This is a genomic window from Paenibacillus sp. FSL M7-1046 (genome assembly GCF_038007405.1).
Lineage (GTDB): Bacteria > Bacillota > Bacilli > Paenibacillales > Paenibacillaceae > Paenibacillus_AQ.
Genome location: NZ_JBBOXB010000001.1, coordinates 5,288,541 through 5,309,090 on the forward strand (window position 1 = coordinate 5,288,541; position 20,550 = coordinate 5,309,090).

The 20,550-nt window shown below is 45.5% G+C and carries 14 protein-coding genes; 13 read left to right on the plus strand and 1 reads right to left on the minus strand.

Annotated features, from left to right (window positions below):
• The first annotated feature begins 512 nt into the window (after positions 1-512).
• The 5 genes from NYE29_RS23490 to NYE29_RS23510 all read left to right on the plus strand — a co-directional run bounded on the left by NYE29_RS23490 (position 513) and on the right by NYE29_RS23510 (position 9,413).
• On the plus strand, positions 513-1,811 hold the full coding sequence (locus tag NYE29_RS23490; RefSeq protein ID WP_340897757.1) for a hypothetical protein: 1,299 nt from the start codon (positions 513-515) through the stop codon (positions 1,809-1,811).
• Positions 1,798-2,439, plus strand: a complete 642-nt coding sequence (locus tag NYE29_RS23495; protein ID WP_340897758.1) for a hypothetical protein — start codon at positions 1,798-1,800, stop codon at positions 2,437-2,439. Before NYE29_RS23490 ends, NYE29_RS23495 begins: the two co-directional genes overlap by 14 nt.
• Entirely contained in the window at positions 2,436-5,312 is a 2,877-nt protein-coding gene (locus tag NYE29_RS23500; RefSeq protein WP_340897759.1) for an AAA family ATPase, read from the plus strand. The genes NYE29_RS23495 and NYE29_RS23500 overlap by 4 nt, the downstream gene beginning before the upstream one ends.
• Positions 5,313-5,351: 39 nt before the next feature.
• Positions 5,352-7,205 carry a serine/threonine-protein kinase gene (locus NYE29_RS23505; protein ID WP_340897760.1) on the plus strand — a complete coding sequence of 618 codons (1,854 nt, stop codon included), beginning with the start codon at positions 5,352-5,354 and terminating at the stop codon, positions 7,203-7,205.
• 105 nt (positions 7,206-7,310) lie between these two features.
• On the plus strand, positions 7,311-9,413 hold the full coding sequence (locus tag NYE29_RS23510; RefSeq protein ID WP_340897761.1) for a thioredoxin domain-containing protein: 2,103 nt from the start codon (positions 7,311-7,313) through the stop codon (positions 9,411-9,413).
• A gap of 468 nt (positions 9,414-9,881) precedes the next feature.
• Here the strand turns inward: NYE29_RS23510 and NYE29_RS23515 are convergent, their stop codons facing one another.
• Positions 9,882-10,715 carry a MurR/RpiR family transcriptional regulator gene (locus NYE29_RS23515; RefSeq protein WP_038593692.1) on the minus strand — a complete coding sequence of 278 codons (834 nt, stop codon included), beginning with the start codon at positions 10,713-10,715 and terminating at the stop codon, positions 9,882-9,884.
• A gap of 182 nt (positions 10,716-10,897) precedes the next feature.
• On the opposite strand from NYE29_RS23515, the gene NYE29_RS23520 reads away from it, so the two are divergent.
• The 8 genes from NYE29_RS23520 (at position 10,898) to NYE29_RS23555 (ending at position 20,549) form a co-directional block, all read left to right on the plus strand.
• On the plus strand, positions 10,898-11,776 hold the full coding sequence (locus tag NYE29_RS23520; protein WP_340897762.1) for a cell division protein FtsQ: 879 nt from the start codon (positions 10,898-10,900) through the stop codon (positions 11,774-11,776).
• Positions 11,769-13,520 carry an ABC transporter ATP-binding protein gene (locus NYE29_RS23525; protein ID WP_340897763.1) on the plus strand — a complete coding sequence of 584 codons (1,752 nt, stop codon included), beginning with the start codon at positions 11,769-11,771 and terminating at the stop codon, positions 13,518-13,520. The genes NYE29_RS23520 and NYE29_RS23525 overlap by 8 nt, the downstream gene beginning before the upstream one ends.
• On the plus strand, positions 13,492-14,328 hold the full coding sequence (locus NYE29_RS23530; RefSeq protein ID WP_306080818.1) for an energy-coupling factor transporter transmembrane component T family protein: 837 nt from the start codon (positions 13,492-13,494) through the stop codon (positions 14,326-14,328). Before NYE29_RS23525 ends, NYE29_RS23530 begins: the two co-directional genes overlap by 29 nt.
• 35 nt (positions 14,329-14,363) lie before the next feature.
• Positions 14,364-15,155 (plus strand): PHP domain-containing protein, encoded by a 792-nt coding sequence (locus NYE29_RS23535; RefSeq protein ID WP_340897766.1) that lies wholly within the window; start codon positions 14,364-14,366, stop codon positions 15,153-15,155.
• 678 nt (positions 15,156-15,833) lie between these two features.
• The gene (locus NYE29_RS23540; RefSeq protein ID WP_156130912.1) at positions 15,834-16,784 is read left to right on the plus strand and encodes an ABC transporter permease; all 951 of its coding nucleotides are present in this window, start codon (positions 15,834-15,836) and stop codon (positions 16,782-16,784) included.
• Positions 16,785-16,818: 34 nt separating this feature from the next.
• Positions 16,819-17,715: a carbohydrate ABC transporter permease gene (locus NYE29_RS23545; protein ID WP_340897769.1), complete on the plus strand. Its 897-nt coding sequence runs from the start codon at positions 16,819-16,821 to the stop codon at positions 17,713-17,715.
• Between the two features lie 89 nt (positions 17,716-17,804).
• Entirely contained in the window at positions 17,805-19,451 is a 1,647-nt protein-coding gene (locus NYE29_RS23550; protein WP_340897770.1) for an extracellular solute-binding protein, read from the plus strand.
• Between the two features lie 78 nt (positions 19,452-19,529).
• The gene (locus NYE29_RS23555; RefSeq protein WP_340897771.1) at positions 19,530-20,549 is read left to right on the plus strand and encodes a LacI family DNA-binding transcriptional regulator; all 1,020 of its coding nucleotides are present in this window, start codon (positions 19,530-19,532) and stop codon (positions 20,547-20,549) included.
• The last annotated feature ends 1 nt before the right edge of the window (position 20,550 follow it).

The following is a 20,550-nucleotide window of genomic DNA, read 5'->3' on the forward strand; positions in this document are numbered from 1 at the left end:
ATGAATCCAATGAAGAGGAGATTATTACGAAGCAGGTGTTTATGGAGTGAAAAATAGTTAGGACAAAGCAGATTCAGAAGCTGGAGGAAGAATTGCAGGATTTGCGGAAGGTGGTAGTAGAGGAAAGCAATTATCCTACGATGGAGTAGATTATTAGGAGGATTGTGGGATGTAGCGGTAACAAGTGAAGAGAAGAATCGGGCGTTGAAGAAGCTGGTGGAGCTTATTGTCTATAATGGGAAGGGAATCGGGTGGAGTTGACGGTTTGTTACAGGTAATTTGATTAAACAATCGACATTGGAGGCTTCTGGGAATTATTTTAGAAGTCTTTTTTTATGTGGTACAATATACCTAAATAATGTATTTTGAGAGATTTTGGTATTTTTAAAGTAGCGCCAATAGAGTTTTATTATTTTCAATAAAGTGGAGAATGAAAAATGAGTGTTAAAAACAACATTTTGAAATGAAGTGCTATTTATACAAAAAAAATGTTACATGAGAAGAGGGGTTATTTGAAAGAACTTCTTAAAAAATCTGAAAGTATGCTTAATTCGGTTGATTCTGATAGTCACAGTTTTGAAGAGTCGAAAAATGATTATGATTTATCTCATAAAGATATTGTAATGGTCAAGAACATTGAAAAACATCTTAGATTATTCGATATTTTTAAATTGAGAAATTCTCAAATGATAACACTTATTTTAGCAGGAGCAAAAACATTAGCCAGCGAGGCTGGCCGATTTTCAATTGAAGAAGCTCAAAACTATTTAAGCTATATGAGCAAGAAGAATCGGGATAAGGTGATCAAAGAACTTCTAGATAAAGGTTGGATTGTGTTTGATGGATTTGATTATGAAATCCCGGGTAAAGTTAGGTCTTTCTTATCTTCTATGTTTTTATCCTTTGCTAAGGAAAATCTTTCAATGGAAGAACAAATAAAAACCACTGTTATGCTTGCAGAGTTTGCAGATGAATTTAATATGAATGAAGAACAAACGGTGTCAATTAAGAATATGGGTTTTCGAGAACTGGCAGTCTGGAAAGACTATCTTGAGAGAGTAATTCAAAAGAATTCGCGGCGTGAAGTTCTAGAAATAGGGAAACATACTCATGGAATAATAAAAGTTATTAGTGAGACGCAGAAAAAACTCAACAGTAATCGGAAAGTTTTTGGTAGAGAAAAATACGACGAATTTTTTGATTTGACAAGCAGTCTTCTAAGTTTGACTACGCAAATTCTTTCTATAGCCATTCAATTTCAAAGAGAAAGTCAAAAAGGATTAGGTGAATTCATTTCTCCTGAAATGATAGAAACGGCTCTTCTCGACGCGCATCAAGAAATTTTAGCGAGTTTTTCAGAAAAAAACTTTTCGGCACCAAAGCATGTATATCAATTAAGAGAAGAGATCATAGATAGCAGAACTAGGTCGTTTTTTGAGAATGAAAAAGAGGGAATTATAGCAACACCACCTCCTGAACCCGTGGACATTATTGAAGAGGAAGTGTTTTTAGATCGAATTCAAAATCCTATGGAACTTTTTTATCAGGAGATTGTAGTGAAAATGAAATTAAAGGAAGTAGCACCTATGTATGAAATACTCTTTCAAAATATAAACAATTTTGGGCATGCTATGTATAAGACGGGGCAACTTCTTAAACTGACGCGAGAATTAAGTAGTGATGATCCTGAGATCATGAAAAAAGAAGTATTTGGACTGAAAGTAAATGATTCCTACAAAAAGCTACCAGAAGGACCTGTGGAAATTATAACAGAATGTTATGTTTGGAGAGATGGTAATGGATCAGAATAAGGAGTTCATTATTAATCCTGAAGCACAAAGAATTTGCTCAATGTTTCACTATGGGTGGGTCTCAAAAAAAGAAATTGGGACAATTGAAAAAGATATTCGTCTTTTTAGAGATGTTCAAATGTATCTATCTTTAACGGGATATGAACTTCTTAATCCTCCAGGGACTGATTGGTATGTTATACGATTAAAAAAAGAATATGATTCAGCCTCGTTTGATTATTTTCATAAGAAAATTAAAGGGTTAGACAGAAGGCACATGGCGCTTCTTACTGTGATTTATGCCAAATTAGTCCTTCCTAAAGAACTTCACCATACTGATCCCGAAAATGAACTGAGTCTGACGATTGATGAAATTGTATACAACTATGGGGCTAAGTTTCAACAGGGAAAACAGAGTCCGCGAAAGACAATCGAAACCTTGCTTACACCTCTAAAGAGGCATCATTATATCTTTTTAGAGAAAGGTAAATCAAGAATAACTGTTGGCCCTAGTATGTACATGCTACATAACGATATGTTGATAGATATATGCGATTATGTAATTCAAGGATTTACTGACAGTTTGAATTCTATTAAGAAAATTGAGGAAGAAGATCTCACTGATAATGAGGAGGATGAGTTAGGTTGATCAAAGACTTCTCAACTGTATATTGGGGATACCTTCCAATGACAAAAGAACCATATAAGGTTCATGAAAAGGTTAACGCCTTTATTGGGCCATCCGGTCATGGAAAAACTACGATTTGGGATGGACTTCGCTTAATGCTGGGTGCAAGTCATTTCGAAAGCAAACGCACATTTTCATTTTATGTTAAAAATAGCAATTGGGCCGTAGTAAGAGTAGCATTTTATAACTTACCTGATGTTAACGGTTTACGCCCTTTTGAATCGGTTAGAAAATTCAAGGATGAAGTTACTGCGTGTTGTAGAATTTATAAGAATGATCAGAGTTCATGGCAAAGAGATTATTATATCTTTGATGGTGAATTTAATGACCTTATAGATCTTCAAACGAATACTAAAGCTTACAGCGAAGCAGCACTAAATGTAAGTAAATATCTTCAAACTTTAGAACAATGTCTAGGAGTGACTAAAGAGTTTCGGAACTTGATGGCAATGAGCCCTGATACCATCAGAGAAGTTGTAAACTCTTCTCCTCGTGAGCTTTTCCATTTAATCTTTGATCTTAAAGGCACAAAAGATTATAAAAAACGCTACGATGAGAGTAAAGAAAGATTAAGTGTACAAGAGATATCCATTGAACGAGCAGAGGAAGAAATGGAACAGGCACAATCTCGATTTGAAGAAATCAAACAAAAAGCGCTAAAGTTCCGCCTCTATCAAACTAAAGAAAAAGAAGTCAAGGAAACCGAAATTAAACTCATTAAACTCGAATATTTTGAATCTCAGGATACAATGAAAGCTACAAACGAGGAATTAATCAAGATAATTGAACAAGGGAAACTGGAAGGTGACAAAGTAAATGAGTTAAATGTCAAAGTAAAGGTAAAGGAAAAAGAAATCGTAGAACTAAACACAGAGTATAATCGGTGGGATAAGCTTGAGGAGCAAGCTATTCAGGATATAACCAGACACACAAGCGAAAAAAGTGTGAAAGATGCAAATATTAATACTCTTGTCAAACAAATAAATGAACTGAAACTTATTGAACCACAAAGTATTGACTATTTATTACAACTAAATGATGTTCTTATAGAAAACTTGGATCAGAAGAAGATAGATTATTCTCAAGTAAAGAATAAGCTTATCGAACTGAAGCAAAAGCTCTCTGAACTAGAAAAAGATTTCCTACCTTACAGAGAAGATGCTAGAAAATTCCGGATAATTCTTGAAGAGAACAAAATTCCATTTATTATGCTCGCTGATGCTATCAATGTGAATTCGGAGATGAGTAAATGGCAAGAAGCAATCGAGGCGTATATTGGAAATAACCGCTATCGGATTATTGTGGAATCAGAAAATTATCTTCCCACAAAAAAACTACAACAAAGGGCTAAATACGGCGCTCGTGTATCATTACCTAACAAAGGGAACAATGTTTTGGTAAGAAATGATGTCCCCTATCCTAGTATTCGCTCAGCCATCAACATCAGCCACCAAGAAAAGATCGAGGGCTTTTTGAGAAACTTGAGCCAAGTGTATCTAGTTGATACTGTAGAAGAAGGCCATGCACTGCAGGCTAAGGGGATAGAGAGTGTTACAATCGAAGGTCTCCTTCAAGATGGTGATGGTGCGATTCATCTGAAGTATCACAGCCTTTGTTGCGGGAAATTAGCCATTGAAGAAGAGAAAAAAAGAACTAAAGAGCTATTATCAAATCAGGAAGAATATTTCAAAAAACTAGAGAGAGAGATTCAAAAGTGCCAAAGTGAATTAGATGAAGTAATAACAGCTATTAAAAATCAACAGCTTTTGGCAAAACTACCGGAGATGACGAATTCTTATTATTTGTACCTAGATCAATCAAAAATGCTATCAGATTTGATTGAGGAAGCAACAAAGCAAAAAGTCCAGGCCAAAGAGAAAAAAGAAGTCATCCGAAAAAAAGAGCGTACTGCTGGGATAGAGCAATCAGTTTTTAATGAACAAAAAGCTCAGGCAATACAAAAAATGGGAGAACTTTCTACGAAACATGATGCTCTACAGCATAAATTGATGTCTCTTGCTTCAGTTGTACAACACGTATTTTCTGAAGTAAAAGCACTTGGACTAAGTGGCGACGATATTGAATTTATTCAGTATGAGGTACAAGGAAGTGCTTTTAGAGATCAACAAGGAAATTTGCTTACATCGAAGGAGTTTCAGCAGAGGCTCAATACGCTGCGTCAGGAAAGGGGGGAACTTTATGATTCTTCGGTGAATGATGAAGTTGTACGTTTAGTTGAAGCTCAGGAAGGACAGGTGGAGCTACTAATACGGAACTTACAAGGACTGAAAGAAGATAGAAATGAGTTAGAACGTACTTGCAATGATTTACTGTTTCAATTCCGTGGTCACATAAAGGAGATTATGAAAGATTATATATCAGAGTTTGAAAGTTTAGCAGACTTGCTAAAAGCTTCGACTAAAGGCAGATTGGTTGAAATTACACCTGAACCTGAAACCTGGGAAATTCATTTGTTTATTGGTTACGATGGGAAGGAGCCAGTTGCAGTCGACGGCCCAGATTTAAGCTCAGGCCAAAAAGCTAGTACTAGTTTAATGATTTTGTTAGCAGCCATAAGTGACAACAGAAACGGACGGACAGCGCCAATCATGTTCTTGGATGAACCCAAAGCACGGGTGGATGATGACCGTGGCAATGAAATCGGACAACTTCTACAAATCACCGATATCCAGTATTTTATTACACATCAACAAGGAGAGTCTTTAAAAACTATTGATTGGATAGATCATGCTTTTACTTGTAGCGCTCGTGAGCCGGACAAACAATTTGCAAACCCACTTATATTAAAAAAACGTGCTAGGAGAACTCTTTAATAAGCAATCAAGTAGAAGGTAGCAAAGAGGGGCTATATTATGATTTTACATCGTATCTTCAAAATTGACGAAAATCATGCTGGATTGGAAGTAAGTAAAGCATATAAAGACTATCGTTTTCCGGTAGAAATGTTGGCGAGCGGACAAAATTACCAGGGGATAGATAATACTTTAAATAAACCTCATGGTAAAAAAGAGTTACTGAAATACATAATTAAGTTGCTCTCAAAAGGTGCAAAGCAATATGGTCCATTTGTTAATCAAGTTCTTCAAACTTATTCATGGCAGGATTTAAATGATGCCCTAGAAATTCTTTTAATTGATGGGGTCATACAAGTAATCTTTAAAAATCAAAAGCCTCGAAAAAGTATTGAATGGCTTCCTAAAATTATAAAACTTGACCCTAGAGCACTGGAGGAATTATCTAGTGAAGTGCCAGACTTTAATGTGGAGTTTCTGAAATTAACAATCATTATAGATAGGTTGATATCTCACACTAAAAATCCATTAAAGGAATATATATTACAATGGATAAAAGATGTTGAGATCAAAGATCATAATGATGTATCAATTGCAGATCGAAATTCCTTTAAAAAATATAAGTCCATAATTTTAATATGTGCTTACTACGTTAGTTTGAAGGAGTCTGAACAAAAAATACCTTTACGCTATTTATCAAATCAAATTTGGAATAAACCTAAGGTATTAAGTCTCTATAAGGACGATGTATTATTTTTAACTGGTTTGACTTTGAAAGAACTGGATTCGGTACTTATCCCTGACCTCAATGGAAACTTAGACTCGCCTTTAATAATGATTTCACCTCTCGAAGAATTTCAAGCAATAATAACTTGGATATCTAACCTCGAGGTTTGTAATATTAACCATAACGAAATATTGCTTTCTATAAATAATATGGATGATTACGTTAAAACTATTCTAAAACTTATTGGAGTTGGAAATTCTATTTTTGAGAGTTTTTTATTGACTTTTACTGTATTGAAGGAAAAACTTATAAAGGAAAATTATTGTGAGGCACAATTGTTTATTTCTAACGATTTAGATAAAGAGACTATAAAATTAAGAAAGAATTTATTGAAAATAGAATATGTAAGGCAGCAATTTGAATTCATAGTTTTAGAGGAAATTGGTAGGGGATCTTTTGCTGTAGTTTATAGAGTATTTGACCCGTATACAAATAAAATTGTTGCTTGTAAAGTGTTATTTCCAAGCAGTCATTTTAAACGAGCTTACAAAAATGATGGAACGGAATATATATTGCGTTTTAAAAGAGAAGTGAAACTTCTTTCAGAAAAACTACATCATGAGAACATAGTCACAGTTGAGAAAATCCATTTGTTAGGTTCTCCTTTTTGGTTTACTATGCCATTAGCGAATTATTCACTAGACAAATGGTTGAAGAATAATCCTAAAGCTTCTGAGGAGCAGCGCATTAAAATATTTAAAAGTATTGTATCAGGAGTGAAGTATCTTCATGGGGAAAAGAAATATCACCGTGATTTAGCACCTAAAAATATTTTAATTTATGAGATGGGAGAAAAATTAGAAGTGAAAATTGCTGATTTTGGGCTAGCTAAAGATCCAGAGTCTCATACTTTACATACAGGTAAATCAAAACATGGTTATGGTCATGAGGATTTTACTGATCCTGAACAGCTAAATAGTTTAGCGGACTCTACAAACCTCTCTGATATTTATTCACTCGGAGCACTTTTGTTTTATTTGTTAACCAATAAACTTCCTAAAAAAATAAAATATGTTCATGTCAATTGTGAAAAAGTGATTTTGAGGGCAATTGATAGACGGAATCGACGTTATCAATCAATTTCCGAGTTTGAAAGTGAGTTAATTGAATTCTATCCAAATATCTGAATGAAACTACTTTTTATCTTCTGAAAGAATTCCATCATAACCAATTTGGGTAAACTAACTCTAAGCAATACTTTACCCAAATTATCTGAAATGAGGGGACTCCCCATGACAACTCACAAATCACCCAATAGATTAGCCAATGAAAAATCACCATATCTGCTACAGCACGCCCATAACCCCGTGGACTGGTATCCATGGGGGGAGGAGGCTTTTGCCAAAGCCCAAGCAGAAAACAAGCCGATCTTCTTATCCGTCGGCTATTCCACTTGCCATTGGTGCCATGTAATGGAACGCGAATCCTTCGAAGACGAAGAAGTCGCCCAGCTTCTTAACAACAATTTTGTCGCCATCAAAGTTGACCGCGAGGAGCGGCCGGATATTGATGCGCTGTATATGTCGGTGTGTCAGGCGCTGACCGGGAGCGGGGGTTGGCCGCTGACGGTGCTGCTGACGCCGGAAAAGAAGCCGTTTTATGCGGGGACGTATTTTCCGAAGCGGCAGATGTTCGGGCGTATTGGGCTGATGGATGTGCTGGAGCAAATTCAACGCAAATGGGAGCAGGACGGTGAAGCGCTGGACAAGCTTGGAGATGAGCTGCTGGCGGACCTTCAGTCGCTGGACCGGAAGAACTCGCAAAGTATCAGCGAAGGCAGCGTAGGAGCAATTCCCGGCGAAGAACTGCTGCACGAAGCTTATGAATTGTACCGCCGCCAATTCGATGAGGAATACGGCGGGTTCGGCAATGCGCCGAAGTTTCCTTCGCCGCATAATTTGTCTTTCTTGCTGGCGTACAGTCAGAACTATGATCAGCCGGAAGCGCTACGGATGGTAGAGAAGACGCTGGATGCCATGTACCGGGGTGGAATGTACGATCATGTGGGCTTCGGGTTCTCCCGTTATTCTACAGACCGTGAATGGTTGGTGCCGCATTTCGAGAAAATGCTCTACGACAATGCGCTGCTGGCTATTACCTATCTGGAGGCATACCAGATCACGAAGAAGCCGCTGTATGCAGAGATTGCGGAGCAGATCTTCACGTATGTGCTGCGTGATATGACCTCGCCTGAAGGGGCATTCTACTCAGCGGAAGATGCGGATTCGGAAGGTGTTGAAGGGAAGTTCTATGTCTTCACCCGTGAGCAGATTGAGGAAGCGCTGGGGCTTGAGGATATGCATTCCTATTGCCATGTGTACGGGATCTCACCGGAGGGCAATTTCGAAGGTGCTAATATTCCGAATCTGCTGCAGGGCTTGCCGGATGAAATGGCTGAGCGGATGGGGTTGAATCCGCTTGGACTGCGGACCCGCACGGACGAATGGCGCGAGAAGCTGTTCGCGTACCGGGAACAGCGTATTCATCCGTCCAAGGATGACAAGGTGCTGACCTCCTGGAACGGGCTGATGATCACGGCGCTGGCGAAGGGAGCGAAGGCGCTGCAGAAGCCGGAGTATGCCAAAGCTGCGGCTGCGGCGGCGGATTTCATCTGGAAGAAGCTGCGGCGTGAAGATGGCAGGCTGCTGGCCCGCTACCGTGACGGGGAGTCGGCAATCCCTGCCTATGTGGATGATTATGCTTTTATGCTCTGGGGGCTGACCGAGCTGTATGAAGCTACGGGCCAAGCTCTCTACCTGGAGCGTGCGTTAACGCTCAAGGACGGACTGCTGGAGCTGTTCATTGACGAGGCAGGCGGCGGGTTCTTCTTCACTGGTCATGATGGTGAAGAACTGCCGATCCGCTCCAAGGAATTGTATGACGGAGCAATTCCATCCGGGAATTCCGTGGCGGCGAAGCTGCTGTGGAAGCTGTCAGTGATCTCGCAGGATGTGGAGCTAAAGGCAATCGCAGAGCGGACCGCAGCGGTGCTGTCCTCCGCAGCATCGGAGTACCCGCCGGGTTATGCAATGTATTTGCAGGCACATCTGGCGATGGCTTCCGGCGGCAGGGAATGGGTGCTCTCCGGCAAGCGGGAGGACCCGGTGCTGCACGGCATGCTCGCCCAGGTGCAGCAGGCTTACTTGCCGGATGCTGCACTGATTGTGAACTGGGAAGGCAGCGGAGAGGATACGCTGCGGAAGCTGCTGCCGCATCTGGCGGACAAGCCGACGGTGGGTGGACAGGCGACGGCGTATGAATGCCGGAACTTTGCTTGCCGCCAGCCGGTTAATAATCCCGAGGCGGTCAAGGAGCTGCTGGCGGCACGGCAATAGGCAGAATGAAATTGCAATAAGCCCGTTATGTAAATCAAGAGGAGCGCAGGATGAACTGCGTTCCTCTTTTTGTTGTGTAACGGCTTGGCCTACTCCATTTTGCGCCAAAGATTTTTTTGCGCGCAGGCAGCGGCTGGACTGAACCTCTACTCCAACTGCTGAACTCTTAATCTGGATTTAACGGGTTCCTTTGCAAGCCTGACAATCTATAAGCTGTACCTTGAAAAAACCTAAGCAGAGTCACCGGATAGACCAAGGTTTATTCTAATGTCTAATCTAATGTCTAATCTAATGTCTATTCCAATTTCTACTCTAAGGGTGCACTTCACACCTCTGACTAGACGTTTTTTTGCAACTTTAGACTTTTTAGTGTGGCGATACCAGCGTGATGGCGTGACTAGTGTTACTAACGAGGTTAGTCTGACTAACCTAACTGGCGTATCGACGCTCAGTTCCGGCTCAACCGGCTCAGCTCCGCGGAAGTTTACTGCCGTATCTAGCCCGCAGCTGCTGAAGCTTATCCAGCTTGCGCAGACTGTGCTCCTTGCTCAATAGCCCCACGCCGAGGATCAGATTTTCGATAATGTAGGTCGGGCCAACCATGGAGTGAAACTCCCATACTTCGCCGCGTCCCGCGTACAGCACGATATCGGCATCATAGGAACGGGGGAAGACCAGTCTGTCGGTAATCAGGATGACCACATACCCCGCTTCGCGCGCGTAATCGAGAATTACCTCCGTTTCCGGCAAAAGCTGGACAAATCCGAACGCCAGCACAACATCCTTTTTCCCGGCATGCATCAACGTTTCCAGCAGCTCGTGACCGCTCGGGGCCATCCGTTTGATCGTGATCCCGAAGCGGGCCATCCGGTAGGCCATCAGTTCAGCGAGGCCCGCACAGGGTCCGGGACTGTAAACATAGATTTGCCTGGCCTCAGATAGGGCTTCTACCGCACGCTGCAGCAGCGCGTCATTCAAATACCGGCTGGTCTCCTCCAGATGATGCGAGCTGATTTCCAGCAGCTTTTGCGGGAGGGAGCCGCTTCCAGTCCGCTGCATCACATCGCGCATTTTCTCGGACGGAGTGGATTCAAAGCGGAAACGGAGCCGGTTTTTGAAGTCCTTGGCATGCTTGAACCCGGCGGCTTTCCAGAACCGGGAGACCGAAGCGATACTTAAGCCCAGCTCGTTGGCGATCTCCTGCTCGGTCATGTAGAGGACGCGCTGCTCATTTTTGGGGATGAAATCGGCAAGGATCCTTTGATTCGGTGAAAAGGGGCGGCGGTTCCAGTCTTTGTACATAGCGGTAAGGCCTCCTGATTAGAAGATTCTGCTTCCACTATACGGCCCCAGTGTGTTGTAAATATTTTTACACCGTTAAAAAAACTGAAAAAAACATTACATTGCATTAACAATCGGGAAAAGCTGTGCTGACACGCACTTTCTATACTTAAGGTAATTTCCTGGAGGGGGCCGATTTGTTCATGAGTACGTTAAAAAACCGTTATACGCTGACCCAATCGCAAAAAATGATGATTTTTGTGCTGTCCATGTCCTTGTACGGTTTGTCCAACATGTTCACGGAGCTGATTCCAAGCCTGCAGCTTGGGCCGATTGAGCTGTCTGTCGAGTATTTCGCCTTCATCCCGCTCACGCTCTGTATGTTGTTTCATCCGCTGTATGCCGCCGTGGGTGCTGCTGTCGGAGAAATAATCTTCGGCGAACTGATGCTCGGCCAATTCGGCGGTCTGGGAGAGCTGGAGAAATTCATTACCTTCTCACTAGCGATGTACACGGCAGGCCGCATGGTCTCCGATCCCAAGAACCGCAGGCAGGTTGGGGTGGCGGCGATTAGCGGTGTGGCCATCCACCAGTTCTTCAGCTCGGTCATCGACATCGTCAAAGTATGGGTCGGGGTAGAGGAGCTGGAAGCCGTTAAAGGACTGGCCGAAAGTATTGTAATCATCGAGGGTGTGGGTTTTCTGAATGATGTGCTGTTCTCCGGCATCCTGTTTGCGCTGCTGCCGACGTTATACCTGGTGCCGCGTTTATACGGCAAAATCGAACCCCTGCTTGGAATGAAACCCCGCGAACGGAATATGAAATACCCCAGCAGTGCCTGGCTGTCACCGAAGCTCGTCATTGGCGGCATCATCCTGTCACTGCTGGCGCTTGGTGCGGAGCTGCTGTCGGAATCCGGCTGGAGCATCGGTGAGTTCGAGCTGCCTGGGGCCGAATCTCATGAGGGAAGTCTGATCTGGTTGAGCATGCTGGCCGCTGCGGTTGTTGCTGCAGCTGTGATTATTGTGCTGCTGCGCCGCGCTGCCCGCAGGCGGCAGGGGGGAGGCCAATTTGATGCGTAAACCGGTACTTGAACTGAAGGAAGTAACGTTTACGTATCCGGGTGCCGAGCAGCCGGTGCTGCGGGAGGTATCGCTCAAGCTTCAGGAAGGTGACTTTATTGCGGTGATGGGCAGCAACGGTTCGGGGAAATCCACGCTCTGCAAATGCTTCAACGGCCTGATCCCGCATTATTACACTGGTGATTTTGAAGGTGAGGTTTTGCTGCGCGGAGAATCTGCAACCGGGAAAAGCGTAAGCCAGCTCTCCAGACATATGGGCTATGTTTACCAGGATTTTGAGAATCAGCTGGTCCGTCCGACCGTTCTGGATGATGTGTGCTTCACCCCGCTGAATTACGGCCTGGCCGATTACCGGGAGCGGGGAGAACGGGCACTTGCGCTGACCGGACTCAGCGGTATGGGCAGCGAATTCATCTGGCAGCTCAGCGGCGGGCAGAAGCATTTGCTTGCGCTGGCCGGAGCGCTGGCGATGGACCCGGATATTCTCGTCATTGACGAGCCGGTCGCACAGCTTGATCCGCAGCATGCCCGCCAAATCTACGACATTCTGCGCCGCCTGAATGAGCAGCACGGCAAAACCATCGTCGTTATCGAGCATCATGCTGAGTTCATTGCGGAATACTGCCATTCGGTTGTGCTGATGGACGGCGGCAGGCTGCGCTGGCATAAGCCGGTGCGCGAAGCGTTGTCTTCGGTGGAGGAACTGCTGGCGCTGGGCATCTATCCGCCCGATGTGACCCGGGCAGCCTGGATGCTGCAGCCCGGACCCCGGAGCGGAACGCTATATCCGCTGAACATGGGGGAGAGCGGCGGCTGCTTCATGCGCCGCTGCGGCATCGAATGGTCCGCCATTGCCGCAGAGCAGCTTCCCGTACCCGTTGAGCGGAAGGGGGAGGCCATTGTCAAGATGGATAAGGTCCTGCTTTCCTACCGGACTATCCACAAAACGGTGCATCCGGTGCTGAAAGGCATTAACCTGGAGCTGCGCTCCGGGGAATCGGTTGCACTGATCGGCAACAACGGCGCAGGGAAGTCTTCGCTGATGAAGCTGATTGCCGGCATCACCACACCTACCGGAGGAACCGTTTATGTCAAGGGAATGAAGGTGAACGGCTTGCCGCCGGAGCGCCTCTCCGGTATTGCCTCCTATGTGTTCCAGAACCCGGAGGATATGTTCATCGACGACTCCGTGCGTGGAGAGATCGCCTATTACTTGAAGGCAAGGCGGCTCACAGATACGGATGAAACGGTAGAAGCGATGATGGAGGCCTTCCGTCTGCATGAGCTGGCCGAGCGTGACGCCCGCCTGCTCAGCGGCGGGCAGCAGCGCAGGGTTTCGCTGGCGATTGGCGCGGCTGTCCGTCCGGCAGTGATGCTGCTGGATGAACCTACCGCCAACCTGGATATTTCAACGAAGCAGGAGATGGTAGAGGTGCTGGAGACGCTGCGCAGTCACGTGGAGACTGTGGTCATTGCCACCCATGACATGGCGCTGGTAGCGGAATGGGCCAGCCGGGTGATCGTGATGAACGACGGGATGATTATTGCCGACGGAAGCAAGGATGAAATATTCTCCGACGGCGCGTTGCTGCGCCGCGCCGGGCTGGCTGAAACCCAGCTCATGGAGCTGAGCCGGATGCTGGGGCTGCCCCGCATCTGCTGCAGCCTCGAAGAATTTACCAGGACTGTGGAATGGAGAAAGGAGGCGGTTACGCATGGTGGAAACAGTCAAACGGGCACTTAACCGGATTTCAGTCGAGCAGATCAAGCTGGAGCTGCTTGGCAATGCTTACAACAGCAGCAGTACTTTCCTCGGCAGGCTGGACCCGCGCACGCTGCTGATCTGGTATGTATTCTTCGCGATTGCGCCCTGGTTTGTGTACAACCGGACGATATTGCTTGGTATGTTTGTGCTCATGGTCATCACGACGATCCTGTCCCGGGTGAGTCCCTATATCATATTTATTCTCTGCCTGGGGTTGATCAGCCAGATCGGCTGGATGTTCCTGGTGTCGCTGTTCTTCGGGGGCGGGGCAGAATCGCTGCTGCCCATGTTGACGCTGACGCTCAAGCTCTCCGTCATTTCACTGGCGAGCATTACTGTCTTCTCCAGTCTGGACCCGGAGCGGCTGAGTGACGGATTGTCCTCTCTAGGGGTACCGGATGCTTTTGCCTTCAGCTTGTCCTACGGTTACCGGATTCTGCCCACACTGCTGGAAGAGTTTCACCAGATTCTGCTCTCGTTCAGATTGAGGGGCCAAAGGCCGCTGAAGCATGGAATCCTGTACTGGCGCACTGCCGCTTATTATTTGCGGATTATCGTGCTGGTCTTCTATCCATTGATGCTGAATACAGCCAAACGTTCCCGGACAACCGTCGAAGCGCTGGAGACCAGAGGGTATACTTATGCAGTGAAGAATCCGCAGGTGCGAAAGATGAAGCTGTCATATCTGGCCATGAAACGAACCGACTGGGCTTTTATTGCAGGCTCTGCCGTGTATATAGGTTTGCTGTTTCTCGCGGGTTCTGCCTATCCGAATTTGCTCTATTAAACTCACCCACAAGCACAAAGGAGAGAAATCCATTTATGAATATAGATCTGCACACCCATGGCAAGCTGTCCAAGAAATCAAGCTTCTCCCCGGATTACTTCCGGGAGATGGTCAGGGAAGCTATAGCGAACGGCTTGGATGCCATCGGCTTGACCGAACATTTTAATACCTCCAATTTCTTCGCGATGTATGAGACGCTGGACCGTATGTATCCTTACAACGGCCATTATTACGAGGCGGACGGCCTGAAGATTTTTCCGGGAATGGAAGTGGATATTGCCGAGACCGGCCATATTCTGCTGATCGGGCTGAAGGAGCATATTCTGGATGTCCGTTCCAGTCTTGAGGATTACACCAAAGAGGGGCATTTCATACCGTTCCGTCAGCTGCTGGATCTGGCTGATTCCCTGGACTTGTGGAAAATCGGAGGCCACCCGTTCCGGAGCTCCACTCCGCTGCATCATCTGGACCCGGAGCAGCTGGCCCGGCTGGATGCTTTTGATTTCAATGCCAAGGATATTTACATGCAGGGAGCGGAGGCGTACCGCGCATTGATTACTCCTTTTGCTGCCAAGCTGGGTGTACCGGTCATTGCCGGAAGCGACAGTCATCAATGCCTGCAATATGGCAGCGTGGTGAATAAGCTGGAATATGCCTGCTCCACGATGAAGGAATTGAGAGAAGCAGTGCGCAAGGGCCATTATTCCATAGAAGTTTCACCCTGCCTGCACACCAAAGTGAAAGCCTCGGTCATGATGAAAAAGCTGCTGAAGCAAATGTCGGGCGAAGCCCCATCCAGGGATGAGGCTGAGGAATATTCGGCTTAGCATGTAAAGATCTGAAGCCCAGTACGATCCCGCCGGGACTACAGAATCAAGCTTAGGATGCGTTTGTCATCTTAAGCTTGTCGGCACGATCAAAGGTTCAGTACTGACTTGTGAAATGCCCAAAAATAAATAAAGGCGAATTTCCGTTCAATTATGAATGAGAATTCGCCTTTGTTTCTCAGTTTCAGATGGATCAGCTCATGTTGTACCCTTTCAGAATATAGAATCAAAATGCTTGTTTTAACGTAGAAAAGATAATTTGAGTTTGATGTTATAATAAATAACACTCGGCGGGCGAATATTCAAATTTCAGTGATTTAGCCCTCGTTTTTTTCTGAAATACAATTAAAAACATCAAAAAGTATCGACAATCTCATTTTAATGTTTTATAATCCTACTAACAAGTCGCCAAATGTGTAATATAAACTAACATTAGAGAAAGGGGGATGACGCTCTAATATTTATAGCAGATACAAATTTTTAGTATTGACACACACGATAAAAGCGCTTACAATCCCTTTAAGGAAAGGTCCTCTCAAGGTATGAAATGTTCAAGGGCATGGAAGGAGGCTTTTATTTTTTTGAACTAAAGTTAAAAGGTTTTAATTATGATGATATTTTTTTAGGATGAAAGTTAAAAGGTTTTAATTTTACAGTACATGGGAGCGAGGGATGTTAATGATTCCAGTCTCAGTCACTAAAGAACATAAGATAAAGCAGGATTCGCTGGCACGAAGGTTTTTCAAGCAATGGGACATTCAACTGATGGTGATTCCCGCATTGTTGTTCGTTTTTGTTTTCAGTTACATTCCGATGTACGGGGTGCTGATGGCATTTCAGGATTACAGCATTTATAAAGGTTTTCTACATAGTCCCTGGGTCGGATTCAAGCATTTTGAGATGTTCTTCAATGCTCCTGAATTCTGGACCGTGATGCGCAATACGCTGGTGATCAGCCTGCTCAAGTTCTTCGTTGGTTTTCCGGCTCCAATCCTTTTGGCGCTCATGCTGAATGAAGTCAAAAAGGCTGCATTCAAGCGGGTCGTTCAGACAATCAGTTATTTGCCGCATTTTCTGTCCTGGGTCATTGTCTCGGGATTTGTCATTTCCCTCCTGTCGACCGATAACGGCAGCATTAACATTCTTCTGCAAAGTGTGCATCTGATCGACGAGCCTATTAACTTCCTATCTATACCAGAATATTTCTGGACGATTCTCGTAACGACAGGTGTCTGGAAAGAAATCGGCTTTGCGTCCATCGTGTATCTGGCTGCGATTGCCGGTGTGGACCCTCATATCTACGAGGCAGCCTCCATTGACGGAGCTAGCAGATTTAAGCAAATTTACCGCATCACCATTCCTTCCATTCTGCCTGTCATTACCATATTTATGATCCTGGCTATCGGCAACTTGCTAAGTGCGGGATTTGAGGATATTTTGCTCTTGGGCTCCAACCCGGTCTTGCGGGATGTCTCCGAAGTTCTGGACACGTATGTGTACCGGATAGGGATAGAGAATTCAAGATTCTCCTATGCGACGGCGGCTGGACTGTTCAAGGCGATCATAAGCGTAGGCATGCTGACTATGGCCAATCTCTTCTCACGAAGATCGGGAAACAGCTTATGGTAATCCGGGGATATGACTTGAAGGAGGCGGCTGCATCATGCACAGGATGAGTTTTGGAGATAAGATGTTGAGCTGGAGTATCTATTTTCTGCTATCGATATTGGCGTTTGTGACGTTCTATCCCTTCTGGAATGCGGCGGTTATTTCATTTAACAACGGAATGGATACGGTTATGGGAGGGGTTACCTTCTGGCCCCGCGACTTCACACTGGACAATTATAAAATCGTGTTCGAGGATTCAAGGCTTGTGAACGGCTTTGTGATCACGCTGCTCCGGACAGGAGTCGGAACGTTGCTATCTATACTGGCTACGGCCATTCTGGCATACGGCATGACGAAGCAAGAGTTGATAGGGCGCAAGTATTACATGATTATGTGCATCGTTACGATGTATTTCAGCGGCGGTCTGATTCCTTCGTTCCTGCTGGTTCGGGAACTGGGACTAATGAATACGTTCTGGGTTCTGGTTATTCCGGGGATCATCAGCGTGTGGAACATGATTATCTTCCGCACCTTTTTCCTGGGGCTTCCCGGGGGCTTGGAAGAATCCGCGAAAATAGACGGATGCAGCAACTGGGGAGTATTGTTCCGCATCGTGTTTCCTTTATCCGGTCCCGTGCTCGCGACATTGTCACTGTTCACAGCCATTTATCATTGGAACGACTGGTTCATGCCAAGCATTTATATCAACAATGTCGATTTGCTGCCGATTCAGACCAAGCTCCAGCAAATCCTCAATTCCAATATTATGAGCGAGCAGATGAGCCAGATGGATTCAGCGGCCAAAAGCCACATGGAACAAATGAAGACCGTCACGAGCAAATCCTTGTCCATGGCGACCATGATGGTTGCAACCGTCCCGATCATGTGCGTGTATCCCTTCGTTCAGAAGTATTTTGTGAAGGGTGTGCTGGTAGGTTCGTTAAAAGAGTAGTCTGTTGCCCAGTGGCCCTCTGGTCATTCCTTCCGGGTTCCAAGCGTCATGCTTGACCAATAGATAGAATATTGAAGGGAGTTTTTAAGATGGTAAAACTGAGGAGATCCATGTTTATGCTTCTGACCACTGCACTGATGGTCATGCCGATGCTGGCCGCCTGCAGCAGCAACAACACGAACTCAACCAACAAGCCTTCAGGAGAAACGTCTACCGGGAACAACAAGGAAGGGGGATTTGCCCTTGGCGATAAGCCACTGGAGTTCTCATTCTATGGGCATTATGATTGGTACTCCATGCCAGCCTGGGGAGAAGATCCGGCTACGAAATGGATAAAGGATACTAAGAAAGTCAATGTCGTTCCCATCAACTCCGGGGGGAATGCCAAGCAGAAGCTCAACACCATGATTGCCTCAGGCGATTTGCCGGATGTGATGTGGATGGAACGAGGCTCCGATATTGAGAAGCTGCGTGCGAACGGCTTGCTGGTGCCCTTGGATGATTATCTGGACAAATACCCTAACTTGAAAAAATGGGCCGGAGAACCGACGCTCAATATGCTGCGCTCCTCGGATGGCAAGCTGTATCAATTCCCGAACTGGTATACCTCGCAGCCTAACGGCAATGCCGGATATATGGTCAACAAGAAAATCTATGAGGAGTTGGGCTCACCTTCATTAGAGACTACCGAGGATCTATATCAATATTTGAAGCAAGTGAAGGAAAAGTATCCGAACGTCATCCCGCTGGAAGTCGGGCAGGCGGATGGAATTGAGATTTTAACCTCGGCGTTTGCGGAGAACCGTCCTTATCGCTTTAATTCGATTATGGCCGTACCTCAAGGCAATGAGCTGACGTCCATCTTTAAAGATCCGGTATACCGTGAATCCATGCAATATTCGAGTAAATTAATGCGTGAAAGGCTGATGACGCAAGATGCGTTCACACAAAAGCGGGAGCAGGTATCGGAGAAGGTGACCACCGGACGGATTGCCGTGTTCGCGTCATCAAGTCCAACCGAATTCGGGGCTGCTGGGGATGCTCTGCTGAAGGCGGCAGATCCGAAGGCAGGATATATTATGGTCTGGCCTATACATAAAGAGGGTCTGGATCGTAACAAAATCTTCCCGGGCGATTACAATCAGCTGGGCTGGAACGTAAATGTCATTACACAAGCTGCAAAAGATCCCGAGGCGGTCTTTGCCTTCCTGGATTGGATGACAGGACCGGAAGGACAGCGGGTAACGATGTGGGGGCCGGAAGGTTTATATTGGGACGGAACGGATGATGAGGACTCTCCGATTTTCACAGATAAATATACAAGTGATGTTGAAGGCCTAAGCAAATTGATGAACTCCACCGTGGACTTCCAATGGACAGGAAACACAGTCTATGTGGATAAGTCGAAGAGCAAATTTGAACAGACGCTGCCGGAGGACAAACGTAGCTGGGAGACACGCTGGCAGCTCGAAATCACCTGGAAGACGCAGTTTAATACGACGGAATTCGTTAATCTGGACCCGCCAGGCGATAGTGAAGAGGGAATCATTGCTCAGAGTGTGAAAGATGTGTTCGACAAGGCCAAATCCAAAGCCATCCTGAGTGCCAAAAATGATGAAGAAGTGCTGGCAATTCTCGATCAGGCTGAAGTGGATGCCCAGAAGAATGGATATGCCAAGCTGCTGAAGTATAAGACGGAAAGATGGCAGGAAAACCTGAAGAATTTGAACAAATAAAGCAAGCAAACTCCTACATCGAGTCCGGCGACACTCATGATATACTAAAAAGAACCAAATCAGATTAGGAGTTTACCTATGAAAGTTAATATATTCGATGTAGCCAGAAAGTCCGGATTGTCTGTCGTGACAGTCTCCCGTGTGCTTAACAATGTCTCATCGGTGCGGGAGAAAAACAGACAAAAGGTGCTCGAAGCCATTAAAGAATTGAACTATAGCCCGAACTCAGCAGCGCGAACCCTGGTCAGGGGGAAGACGGGTGTGATCGGATTAACGCTGACGGCCCTGAACGATACGGTGTTCGACAGTGTCGTGAAATCGGTCTTTGAAAGTCTCAAGCTAAGCGGCTACTTTCTGGCGCTGTCCATTGATTCCGAGCCTGTGAATGGCTTCTCAGAAGCAAGTAATTTCTTGTTCCAGGAAGATCGTGTAGACGGAATCATCGTACTTTCTTCATTAGAAGAAGAGGCTTATATCGCTGAGCTGGAGCGCAAGCGAATCCCCTTTGTGATGATTGACAGTCATGGGGAGCACAGCAATGTTACGACGATCAACGTTGACAACTATTTGGGAGGGTATGAAGCGACCAAACATCTGATTGCGCTTGGACATACGCGTATTGCCCATATCACCGGACAAAGCGTGTTCCTCAGCGCCCGTCAGCGGAAAGAGGGCTTCATGGATGCAATGAACGAAGCCGGACTGTCTCCCTTCATGATTATCGAAGGGGGGTTCGGCACCAATTGTGGCTATGGTCTCATGCAGGACATGATTGCCCGCGGCAACATCCCGTCTGCCATTTTCGCCGCCGATGATGTCATTGCACTTGGCGTCATCCGGGCATTGAAGGAAGCGGGCTACAACGTGCCGGATGATGTATCGGTCATCGGGTATGACGACCAGTCTTTTGCCCAGGAAGTTCATCCTGCACTCACGACCATCCGTCAACCGGCGGATCTGATGGGACAGCATGCAGTGAAGATCCTGCTGGACATGATCAATGGCAGCGAGGTCAGCCATACCAGAGTGCAGCTAAAGCCTGAACTGGTTTACAGGAAATCCACATCAAAATATAAAGGCGACATTAGTCAGGGGTGAC

Coding starts and splice junctions, on each gene's coding strand:
- NYE29_RS23520 (WP_340897762.1), top strand. CDS start 10,898: ATGAGTACGTTAAAAAACCGTTATACGCTGACCCAATCGCAAAAAATG.
- NYE29_RS23495 (WP_340897758.1), top strand. CDS start 1,798: ATGGATCAGAATAAGGAGTTCATTATTAATCCTGAAGCACAAAGAATT.
- NYE29_RS23530 (WP_306080818.1), top strand. CDS start 13,492: ATGGTGGAAACAGTCAAACGGGCACTTAACCGGATTTCAGTCGAGCAG.
- NYE29_RS23510 (WP_340897761.1), top strand. CDS start 7,311: ATGACAACTCACAAATCACCCAATAGATTAGCCAATGAAAAATCACCA.
- NYE29_RS23555 (WP_340897771.1), top strand. CDS start 19,530: ATGAAAGTTAATATATTCGATGTAGCCAGAAAGTCCGGATTGTCTGTC.
- NYE29_RS23545 (WP_340897769.1), top strand. CDS start 16,819: ATGCACAGGATGAGTTTTGGAGATAAGATGTTGAGCTGGAGTATCTAT.
- NYE29_RS23515 (WP_038593692.1), bottom strand. CDS start 10,715: ATGTACAAAGACTGGAACCGCCGCCCCTTTTCACCGAATCAAAGGATC.
- NYE29_RS23505 (WP_340897760.1), top strand. CDS start 5,352: ATGATTTTACATCGTATCTTCAAAATTGACGAAAATCATGCTGGATTG.
- NYE29_RS23535 (WP_340897766.1), top strand. CDS start 14,364: ATGAATATAGATCTGCACACCCATGGCAAGCTGTCCAAGAAATCAAGC.
- NYE29_RS23525 (WP_340897763.1), top strand. CDS start 11,769: ATGCGTAAACCGGTACTTGAACTGAAGGAAGTAACGTTTACGTATCCG.
- NYE29_RS23550 (WP_340897770.1), top strand. CDS start 17,805: ATGGTAAAACTGAGGAGATCCATGTTTATGCTTCTGACCACTGCACTG.
- NYE29_RS23540 (WP_156130912.1), top strand. CDS start 15,834: ATGATTCCAGTCTCAGTCACTAAAGAACATAAGATAAAGCAGGATTCG.